This window comes from Cupriavidus sp. R6-3 (assembly GCF_059772245.1).
In genome coordinates, this window is sequence record NZ_JCBAJO010000180.1 from 1 (window position 1) to 9,439 (window position 9,439).

A 9,439-nucleotide genomic window follows, 5' to 3' on the forward strand; every position below is an offset into this window, starting at 1 on the left:
CGGCCACCGCGCCGCAGGTACCAAACTGGTTCTGGATCACGCTGGCCGTGGTCTGCGTGGCGATGGCTTACTTCTACTGGCGCTTCGACTTCGCGCGCATGGAGATCTTCAAGCAGCTGCTGTCGTCGTTCTTCCCGCTGGCGGTGCTGATCCTGGCCGTGCTCGGCTCGATCGTGTTCGGCCTGGCCACGCCCACCGAGGCGGCGGCGGTCGGCGCGCTCGGCGGCACGCTGCTGGCGGCCGCCTACGGCCAGCTCAACTATGGCGTGGTCAAGGAGTCGGTGTTCCTGACCGCCAAGACCAGCGCGATGGTCTGCTGGCTGTTCGTCGGCTCGTCGATCTTCTCGGCCGCGTTCGCGCTGCTGGGCGGGCAGGCGCTGGTCGAGCAGTGGGTGATGTCGATGGACCTGACGCCGCTGCAGTTCATGATCCTGGCCCAGGTGATCATCTTCCTGCTGGGCTGGCCGCTGGAATGGACCGAGATCATCATCATCTTCATGCCGATCTTCGTGCCGCTGCTGGACAACTTCGGCATCGATCCGCTGTTCTTCGGCCTGCTGGTCGCGCTGAACCTGCAGACCGCCTTCCTGTCGCCGCCGGTCGCGATGGCCGCCTTCTACCTGAAGGGCGTGGCCCCGCCGCATGTCACGCTGAACCAGATCTTCGGCGGCATGCTGCCGTTCATGGCGATCCAGGTGGTGGCGCTGGTGCTGCTGTACATGTTCCCGGACATCGGGCTGTGGCTGCCGAAGGTGTTGTATCAGTAAGCCGACGCCCAGCCGTGGGCAAGCCATCGGTGCGCCATCGCCGGCGCATCATGCCAGCGCCGCGTCGAGGCAGCCGCGCACCGTGTCTTTGTCGGCCGCATCGAAGGGGCCGATGAAGACCAGCGCCGAACCGTCTTGCGGCGCGTGTCCGGCGGGCTCGACCCACATCCGCCCCGCCACCAGGTGCACCGCATGCGCGCGCGGATCGCCATCGAACGCCACCAGGCCCTTGGCCCGCAGCAGTCGCACCGGCAACGTCTTCAGCGCCTGCCGCAGGGCCGCCTTGTCGAACGCCCGGTCCGTCCGGTAGGAGAAGGTCAGGATGCCGGCATGCAGCGCGTCGGGGCGGGTCCAGTGCCGGCTCCCACGCGAGAGCAACACGCCGGACGCGGTGCGCGCGTTAGGCGCAGTGGGCGCGGTGGGCCCGGTCGGTGCGGGGCCCACGGTCGGCGCGAGCGGCGGCCCGGCGTCCTGAGGATCCAGATGGTCCAGACGGTCCAGATAGACCGACAGCGGCAGATCGCCATGCCGTGCGGTCAGCACGGCAGCCCGTGGCGCCAGTTCACCGACCGATGCAACAACGGCGGAGACGGTGGCCGCGTCCGCCAGATCGGCCTTGGTCAGGGCCAGCACCGACGCGCCGGCAATCTGCCGCCGCACCATGTCGCCGACCAGCGGATCGCGGAGGGCATCGTTTACTCCCGCCACGTCGACCGCGACGACCACCGCGTTGAGCCGGAACGCAGGATCGAGCAGGCCGATCTGCGCGATCCGCTGCGGATCCGACACCCCGCTGGCCTCGATCACCAGCAGGTCGGGACGCTCGGCTCGCGCTGCGATGGCGAGCAGCGCATCGGCCAGCCGGCCGCCGATCGAGCAGCAGATGCAGCCGTTCTCGAGCTGGATCACGTCGCCGCTGCGCGCGCGGATCAGCGCCGCGTCGATATTGATCTCGCCGAAGTCGTTGACCAGCACGGCGATCCGCCGCCCCCGCGCATGGGCGAGCAGCCGGTTCAGCAGCGTGGTCTTGCCCGCGCCCAGATAGCCGCCGACGACCACCAGAGGAATGGGCGGCGGGGCGTTCATCGTGCCGGCGCCGGAAAGACGCGCCCGCCCAGCACCGTGCCCCAGACCCGGAGGTCCTTCAGGTCCTGCGGCGCCACGGCGCTGGGGTCGTCCTCCAGCACCGCGAAATCCGCAAGTTTGCCGGGCTCGATGCTGCCGATCACGTGGTCCAGATGCAGGGTATGCGCGGCGCCCAGCGTGATCGCGTGCAAGGCCTCGCCGACGCTCAGCCGCTCCCCCTCGCCCAGCACGCGGCCCTCCGCCGTCTGGCGCTGCACCGCGCACCATGCGGTGAACAGCGGGTTCAGCGAGGTGATCGGCGCATCGGAATGGATGGCGACCGGAATGCCGAGCCGCAGCGCGGAGCGCGCGGGGTTCATCCGCGCGGCCCATTGCGCGCCGACGGTCTGGCTGGCGTGCGCCTCGCCCCAGTAGTACAGATGGTTCGAAAAGAAGTTGATGCACAGCCCGAGCCGCGCGGCGCGCGCCAGTTGCGCGGCATCGGCGAGCTGGCAGTGCTGCAGCGTGTGCCGATGATCCGCGCGCGGATGGCGGGCGAGCATCGCCTCGAGCGCGTCCAGCACGACCTCGGTGGCCTCGTCGCCGTTGGTATGGATATGCAGCTGCAGGCCGGCCAGATGGAACGGCGTGAAGCAGTCCAGCAGCTGGGCCGGCGGAATCAGCCACAGGCCGTTGGGCTGGCCGCCGACGTACCCGGGCGCGCGCAGGCGCGCGGTAAAGCCCTGGATCGAACCGTCGACGATGAACTTCACCGGGCCGAAGTGCAGCTTGTCGCTGCCCGTCCGCGCGGCGGCATGCACGCGCTCGGCACCGCCGTCCGGATTGCGCTGCGGGGCGAAGGCGGGCACGATGCGCAGCGGAAAGGCCTCGTCGGCGGTGACGGTTCGCAGCGTGTCCAGCCCCGCCGGCGACAGGTCGCTGACCAGGTCGGTCGCGGTGGTGACGCCCGCCAGTTGCGCCACCCGACCGAAGCGGCGCACCGCCTGCGGGTCTTCGGCCGCCGCCAGTGACAGGCCCTTGCCGATCACGCGGTGGACCGGGAACATCGCCGCAAACTCCTGCAATTCGCCGGTGGGCCGGCCCTGCGCGTCCTTGTGCACGCCTTCGATATCGGTGTCCTCGTCGATGCCGGCGAGCGCGAGCATTGCCGAATTGACGTTCATCAGATGCACGCTGGCATGCATCACGACGATGGGACGCGTGGCCGAGACCCGGTCCAGTTGCTGCACGCCGAGGCGGCCGGCGCCGAAGTAGATCGGATCGAAGCCCCAGGCGAGCAACGCCGTGTCGGCATCGGGCAAGCGAGCGGCAGCGCTGGCGAGCCGGTCGATGACCTGATCGAGCGTACGCAGGCCGCGCCACAGCCGGCCGTCGGGGTCGCGGCGATCGAGGTAGCCGACATAGACCGCCTCCCACATCGCGCCTTCCATCAGATGGCAGTGGCCTTCGACCAGGCCCGGCATCAGCACCTTGTCGCGGAAGGTGTCGTCGACATCGGCATCCGCCCAGCGCGCCATGTCGCCCCGTTCGCCGACCGCGACGATCCTGCCGTCGCGCACCGCCACATGGGTCGCATGCGGCTGCGCGGGATTCATCGTGAGGATCTTGCGCGCCTGGAATATTTGCGTGCGCGCCGTTTCGTGAGGAGTCATCGTTGCGTGAAAAGGTGGGAGGTCTGGCGAGGAGGCGAGGTCCTGGAGGAGGTCATGCCGCTTGCATGCGCGCCGGCCGCGGGACCAGGTTCACCAGCGCCGTCACCAGCAGGTTCACCGCGAGACTGACGAGCCCGACGTTGATGCCGCCGAAATCGGCCTGCTGCACATAGAGCGCGATCGCCAGCGCCTGCCCGCTCAGAATGCCCAGCGCGATCGCCAGCGGCCTGACCTTCCACGAGAACAGGATCGCCATCACGCCGGGGAAGAACTGCGTGACGCCGTAGTAGGTGGTATTGATCAGCGTCAGCATCAGGTTCGGCGTGACCAGCGTCATCACGATCGACAGCACCAGGTAGATCGCGATCACGACCTTGGCGCCCTGCTTCTGCCGCTGCTCGGGCAGGCCCGGCAGCAGGTTGCGCGCGACGATCGGCCCGATGGCCAGGCAGATGCCGGCCAGCACCAGCAGGCCCGACAACGCCGCGCCGGCAGTCACCAGGCCCAGCAGCCAGTCCGGCAGCAGGCGCACCGCCGCGGCGAAGAACGCCTCGTTCGGAGAGGCCAGCTGCAGGTTCTGGCTGATCGCGTAGTAGGACGCCAGCACCAGGAAGGGATACATCAGCATGTACAGCGGCATGGCAACCTGCGTGCGGCGGATCGTGTTGGCGCTCTTCGCGGTGAAGAAGTTCTGCACCGCGAACGGCATCATGTAGAAGCCCAGCGCCTGGAACAGCATGGTGCTCATCGAGAAGCGCAGTTGCGTGTCGCTCATCTGATTGCTGACCTGCATGCTGGCCGCATGGAAGACGTCGCCGACGCCGGCCTTCCAGCCCACCGCCACGCCGGTGGCGACGATCGCGACCACCATCAGCACGTCCTTCAGGATCGCGATGTAGGCCGAGGCCCGCACGCCCGAGATGGCGATATAGGTAAAGGCCAGCCCCGCGGAGATCAGCACCAGGTGCAGCGGATCGAAATGCCAGCCCAGGCCCTTGAGCGCGGCCACCAGGCCGGTGAACTGCAGCTGGCCCCAGGGCAGCAGGAACAGGATGGACGAGGCGGCGACGATCAACTCCAGCGCGCGGCTGCCGTAGTGGCCCTTGAACAGGTCGGGCAACGTGATCGCGTTGTAGCGCGCGCCGGCGCGCCAGATGCGCGGGCCGAGGAAATAGCCCAGCGGGTACGCCAGCAGGATATAGCCGAGAAACCAGATGCCGTAGGTCGGTCCCTTGGCGTAGATGCCGCCGGGAAAGCCGACCATCGTGCCGATGCTGTAGATCTCGCCGGCCGCCAGGAAGAAGACCAGATAGGCGCCGAACTGCCGCGACGCGACAAAGAAGTCGTGCACGCTCTGCGCCCCGCGTCCCTGGCGGGAGCGGATCGCGAGGTAGAGGGAGAACGCGATGAAGCCGAGGAATACCGCGGTGGTCATGGCGGCTCCTTCAGGCGCGATGCCGCGCATCTGCGGCATCGCCGGCGGCATCGTCGGACGCGTGGCGGTCGAACAGCAGCCAGCACAGCAGCATGCAGCCGGAGGTCAACACGAACCACGCGAAGATCCAGGCGTAGATGAAGGGAACGCCGAGCACGAAGCGCTCGACGGACGCCACCCAGGGCAGGAGTCCGATCACCCCGAGGTACGGGATGCCGAGACCGATGAACAGCTTGAGCATGCTTTGTCTCCGTGGTCCGATGGCCGGTTTGCGGTGCGCCGAGGGGTCGCCCGCTCTTGTTGTGGAGCCATCATAGGGAGCCGCGATGTATGATTCAAATGCAAATATCGAACGACTTCCATAACGGATCGGCATGGATACGCAGAAGCTGCTTCACCTGCTGGCGGTGGTCGAGCACGGCACCTTCTCGGAGGCCGCGCGGGCCGTGCATCTGACCCAGCCGGCATTGAGCCGCAGCATTCGGGCGCTCGAGGACGAACTGAAGGCGCAACTGTTCGACCGCGGCGCACGGCGCGCGCGGCTGACGGTGTTCGGCGAACTGGTGGCCGAGCGCGCCCGGCGCATCCGGCTCGAAGAGCGGCAGTTGCGGCGCGACCTGGACCTGCTGCGCGGCGGCGAGGAAGGCTCGCTGGCGATCGGCATGGCGCCCGCGCCGGCCGCGCTGCTGCTCACACCCTTCCTCGCGCATATGGCGCAGGCCCATCCGCGCATCCGTGTCCGCACCGAGACCGGCGCCACCAGCGCGCTGCTCGAGCAGCTGCGCAGCGAAGCGATCGACGCGATCGTCGGCGATGCCTACGTGCTGCGCGCCGCCGACGACATCGAGCTGGAAACACTGGGCGAGCTGAGCGCCGGCCTGGTCTGCCGCGCGGGCCATCCGATCCTGCGCAAGCGCCGGCTCGATATCGAGGCGATCCGCGCCTATCCGGTCGCGTCGACCACGCTGAGCGCCATCATCGGCCGCCAGCTGATCGAGTTGTGGGGACCGGAGGCCGCGCCAGACCGTCTGATCACCCTGCATTGCGACAACCTCGACGTGTTGCGCAGCGTGGCGCTGACCACCGATACGCTGCTGTTCGGCGTGCTGTCCATCACGCGGCAGGAGCGGGCCGAGGGCCGGATGGCGGAGGTGCCGATGCCGCCGGATGCGCGCCGGCGCGGCCGCTATGGCATCGCGCGCATGGCGGCGCGCTCGCTGTCGCCGGCGCTGGAATCGCTGTACGCGTTCACGCGGGCGCAGTGGAAGACGGTGTCGGCGGAGCCGGCCGGGTCGGCGACGCGCCGGTGAACGCCCTGCGCCATCGGCGCTGCCCGTTGTATCCTTGCCCTTTCGTATCCACCGGTGCCCACCGGCTTGCGCCCTCTTCGCTTCCGCTTCCGCTTCCCTCTTCTTCCCTGTCCCTTCTCATACGAGGAATCCCATGTCCGCCACGTCCGAATTCAAGATGGAATACCGCCGCCTGGGCCGCAGCAATCTGAAGGTGTCCGCGCTGTGCCTGGGCACCATGATGTTCGCCGACCAGACGGACGAGGCCGAGGCCGGCCGCATCGTCGCCAGCGCGCGCGACCATGGCGTCAATTTCATCGACACCGCGGACGTCTACAGCAAGGGCGGCTCCGAGCAGATGGTGGGCCGGCTGATCGAGGCCGATCGGCAGGAATGGATCCTCGCCACCAAGCTGGGCAACGCGATGGGCTCGGCGCCGAACCGCGGGCACTACTCGCGCGTCTGGATGCTGCGCGAGGTCGAGGACAGCCTGCGCCGGCTGGCGACCGACTACATCGACATCCTGTACCTGCACCGCGATTTCGCCGACGAGAACCTCGAGGAGGCGGTGCGCGCGATGGGCGATCTGGTGCGCGACGGCAAGATCCGCTACTGGGCGGTGTCGAACTTCCGCGGCTGGCGTATCGCGGAAATCGCGCGGCTGTGCGATCAGCTGGGCGTGCCGCGGCCGGCAGCGTGCCAGCCCTACTACAACCTGCTGAACCGGATGCCCGAGGTCGAGATACTGCCCGCCTGCGAATACTACGGGCTCGGCGTAGTGCCCTACAGCCCGGTCGCGCGCGGCGTGCTGACCGGCAAGTACGTGCCGGGACAACCGCCGCAGGCCGGCACCCGCGCCGGACGCGCCGATCGCCGCATGATGCAGACCGAATTCCGCGAGGAATCGCTGGTCATCGCGCAGCAGCTGAAGGCCCACGCCGAGGGCCGCGGCCTGACCGCCGGCCAGTTCGCGACCGCATGGGTGCTGGCCAACCCGCTGATCAGCTCGGTGATTGCCGGCCCGCGCACGCTGGCGCAGTTCGAGGATTATTTCGGCGCGATCGGCGCGGCGCTCTCGCCCGAGGAAGAAGCGATGGTCGATGCGCTGGTGGCGCCCGGACACCCGTCCACGCCGGGCTATACCGACCCGAGCTATCCGTTTACGGGGCGGCCGGTGAAGGTGGCGGCGGGCTAGCGCAGCCGTGCGGCCCGGCGCTCCCGCAGCGCTGCGGCCTCTTGCGGCATGGCGGCTCGCCGGGGGCGCCTCACCACCCTCGCCCCAAGTCCTGGATCGAGCGGGACAGTCCCAGCGCCTCGACCCCCGCCAACGTCCCGATGCTGACCATCCCGGCGGCCCCCGACGGCTCGTCCTGGCCCAGTTCGGTCATGCAACGGGAGATGTGCACGGCGTGCTTCGGCAGGCAGGGTTCCATCCCTGGCGGATGAATCCGGGCGGGACGATCGAGGTCCGTGCTGGTGTCCCCGGACCGCTGCGGGCCGCGGAACCGGGCGGGACGAAGCGGCCGCGCCGGCGCATTGCGTCGAGCGTGCGGGCGTAACGCTTCGCGCCGATCGTGCGATATCGTGGCGACGCGCCGTTCGCCGCAGCCAGCCGAGGGTTGCCCGCCTGTATCGCTGCGGCTAATGCCGGCCGGGAGTTGTCCGCCTGTATCGCAGCGGCCGTTGCCCGCCGGGAGTTGCCTGCCTGTGTCGCCGGGGCTATTGCCGGCCGGGAGTTGCCCGCCTGTATCGCTGCGGCCGTTGCCCGCCGGGAGTTGCCTGCCTGTGTCGCCGGGGCAGTTGCCGGCGGTGGAAGACCGCACGTGCCCGCCGATCTCGGCCTGCGCCGCCAGCCACTCGGCCAGGTATTCCGCGCGGCTCTGCCTGCTGCGGTAGATCTCCACGATGGCCATTCCGTGCCCGCGCGCCGCGGTGGCCGGCGCGTTGACATCGGCGCGGATGAACGCGATGGAGACCTCGTCGTTCTGCTGCTCGGCGAGCGTCAGGCGCCCGGTGGCGGGTGTGGCGGAGAGATACAGCGGCGCGCGGACGCCAAGGAACCACGATTTCAGTACGGTGAACATATGCGTCCTCGTCGAGTGAAATGCAGGCGCCATCTTTGCCGGCATTGCGGACGCGGACTACTGGAAACGTGTGCGGAATGTGCGCATAGCGATGAGTTACCGCATCGCCATGCGAGTGTGAACCGAAGCCTGCGGTCGCAATGACGTCCCGATCTGCGTCCAGATCCACCTCGCCATCCACGCCGCCATCCACGTCGCCATCCCGCTCGCAACGAGCGGCGGGACCCAGGCTAACGTCAGACCGGACCGCCGGCTACAGCCCTTTCTCCACCATCGCCAGCACGCGCTCGCCCAGCGCAATCCGTTGCGCTTCGTCGGCATGGCGCAGCGGCCCGTCGATGATCAGCAGCGCCAGCCCGTGCACCGCCGACCAGGCCAGGTACTCGGCCCCCGGGCGCCGCTCGGCGGGCAGCACGCCGGTCGCGACCAGCGCGTCCAGCGCGGCGCCGAGCAGCTGGAAGGGATTCAGGCCGCTGGGCCCGGCCTTGGCGGGATCGCGGTCGTCTTCCACCATCGTCGGCGTGGCGAAGGCGGTGCGGAACAAACCCGTCTGCGTCTGCGCGAACTTCAGGTAGCCGGCGCCGATGGCGCGCAGGTTGGCGCGGGCCTTCGCAACCGGATCGTTGCCGTCGACCTGCGCGGCCGCTGCGGCCAGCTCCGCTTCCATTGCCACCGCCAGCGCGGCCAGCGCCGCGGCGCGTACCGCCTCGAACAGCGCCTGCCGGTTGGCGAAATGCCGGTAGGCGGCATTGGGCACCACGCCGGCGCGGCGCGTGGCCTCGCGCAGCACGACCGCGTCGGGGCCGCCGTCGCTGGCCAGCGCGATGCCGGCGTCAATCAGCGCGCGACGCAGATCGCCGTGGCGATAGGTCGAGCGCGGCGGCGGCTCGACGGCGAACTTCAACGCGGTAACCATCAGGCTGCATGGCCGCCCTGGGGCGCGGCCATGCCCGTGTTGGGCGCATGATCGGGGGCACCGCTGGCGACACTGCCGGCGACACCACCGGAAACACCACCGGAAACACCATCGACCGCACCACCGGCGGCACCATCGGCCGCCTCGGCGCCTTCCGGCGTCACCGACACCGGCGCGGTGCGCGTGCGCAGCAGCATGCCGCCCAGCACC

The 9,439-nt window shown here is 69.2% G+C and carries 10 protein-coding genes; 3 read left to right on the plus strand and 7 right to left on the minus strand.

Going from position 1 to position 9,439, the window contains the following annotated elements:
- Positions 1 to 767: TRAP transporter large permease subunit (locus AC6EI8_RS20375; protein WP_498382724.1), on the plus strand; the 767-nt coding region annotated here is incomplete at its 5' end.
- Positions 768 to 815: 48 nt separating this feature from the next.
- Here the strand turns inward: AC6EI8_RS20375 and AC6EI8_RS20380 are convergent.
- From AC6EI8_RS20380 to AC6EI8_RS20395, 4 genes are read right to left on the minus strand one after another with little or no spacing between them, the layout of a single operon-like run.
- Positions 816 to 1,853: a CobW family GTP-binding protein gene (locus AC6EI8_RS20380; protein WP_498382725.1), complete on the minus strand. Its 1,038-nt coding sequence runs from the start codon at positions 1,851 to 1,853 to the stop codon at positions 816 to 818.
- Entirely contained in the window at positions 1,850 to 3,505 is a 1,656-nt protein-coding gene (locus AC6EI8_RS20385; RefSeq protein ID WP_498382726.1) for an amidohydrolase, read from the minus strand. Before AC6EI8_RS20385 ends, AC6EI8_RS20380 begins: the two co-directional genes overlap by 4 nt.
- 52 nt (positions 3,506 to 3,557) lie before the next feature.
- Positions 3,558 to 4,940 carry a sodium:solute symporter family protein gene (locus AC6EI8_RS20390; RefSeq protein WP_226105231.1) on the minus strand — a complete coding sequence of 461 codons (1,383 nt, stop codon included), beginning with the start codon at positions 4,938 to 4,940 and terminating at the stop codon, positions 3,558 to 3,560.
- Positions 4,941 to 4,950: 10 nt separating this feature from the next.
- Entirely contained in the window at positions 4,951 to 5,181 is a 231-nt protein-coding gene (locus AC6EI8_RS20395) for a DUF3311 domain-containing protein (RefSeq protein WP_149318079.1), read from the minus strand.
- A 133-nt stretch (positions 5,182 to 5,314) separates the two neighbouring features.
- On the opposite strand from AC6EI8_RS20395, the gene AC6EI8_RS20400 reads away from it, so the two are divergent.
- Positions 5,315 to 6,250 (plus strand): LysR family transcriptional regulator, encoded by a 936-nt coding sequence (locus tag AC6EI8_RS20400; RefSeq protein WP_149318078.1) that lies wholly within the window; start codon positions 5,315 to 5,317, stop codon positions 6,248 to 6,250.
- 157 nt (positions 6,251 to 6,407) lie between these two features.
- Entirely contained in the window at positions 6,408 to 7,424 is a 1,017-nt protein-coding gene (locus AC6EI8_RS20405; protein WP_407648607.1) for an aldo/keto reductase, read from the plus strand.
- A gap of 70 nt (positions 7,425 to 7,494) precedes the next feature.
- Here AC6EI8_RS20405 and AC6EI8_RS20410 read toward each other — a convergent pair whose 3' ends face one another.
- From AC6EI8_RS20410 to AC6EI8_RS20420, 3 genes are all read right to left on the minus strand, one after another.
- Positions 7,495 to 8,313 carry a hypothetical protein gene (locus AC6EI8_RS20410; RefSeq protein ID WP_498382727.1) on the minus strand — a complete coding sequence of 273 codons (819 nt, stop codon included), beginning with the start codon at positions 8,311 to 8,313 and terminating at the stop codon, positions 7,495 to 7,497.
- A 253-nt stretch (positions 8,314 to 8,566) separates the two neighbouring features.
- Complete coding sequence (locus AC6EI8_RS20415) at positions 8,567 to 9,229, minus strand: TetR/AcrR family transcriptional regulator (protein ID WP_149318075.1); 663 nt, start codon at positions 9,227 to 9,229, stop codon at positions 8,567 to 8,569.
- Positions 9,229 to 9,439: hypothetical protein (locus tag AC6EI8_RS20420; RefSeq protein WP_498382728.1), on the minus strand; the 211-nt coding region annotated here is incomplete at its 5' end. The genes AC6EI8_RS20420 and AC6EI8_RS20415, both read right to left, overlap by 1 nt.

Bases quoted from the DNA above. Each gene is read 5' to 3' on its own strand.
- AC6EI8_RS20395 (WP_149318079.1), bottom strand. From the start codon at position 5,181: ATGCTCAAGCTGTTCATCGGTCTCGGCATCCCGTACCTCGGGGTGATC.
- AC6EI8_RS20410 (WP_498382727.1), bottom strand. From the start codon at position 8,313: ATGTTCACCGTACTGAAATCGTGGTTCCTTGGCGTCCGCGCGCCGCTG.
- AC6EI8_RS20400 (WP_149318078.1), top strand. From the start codon at position 5,315: ATGGATACGCAGAAGCTGCTTCACCTGCTGGCGGTGGTCGAGCACGGC.
- AC6EI8_RS20390 (WP_226105231.1), bottom strand. From the start codon at position 4,940: ATGACCACCGCGGTATTCCTCGGCTTCATCGCGTTCTCCCTCTACCTC.
- AC6EI8_RS20405 (WP_407648607.1), top strand. From the start codon at position 6,408: ATGGAATACCGCCGCCTGGGCCGCAGCAATCTGAAGGTGTCCGCGCTG.
- AC6EI8_RS20380 (WP_498382725.1), bottom strand. From the start codon at position 1,853: ATGAACGCCCCGCCGCCCATTCCTCTGGTGGTCGTCGGCGGCTATCTG.
- AC6EI8_RS20415 (WP_149318075.1), bottom strand. From the start codon at position 9,229: ATGGTTACCGCGTTGAAGTTCGCCGTCGAGCCGCCGCCGCGCTCGACC.
- AC6EI8_RS20385 (WP_498382726.1), bottom strand. From the start codon at position 3,505: ATGACTCCTCACGAAACGGCGCGCACGCAAATATTCCAGGCGCGCAAG.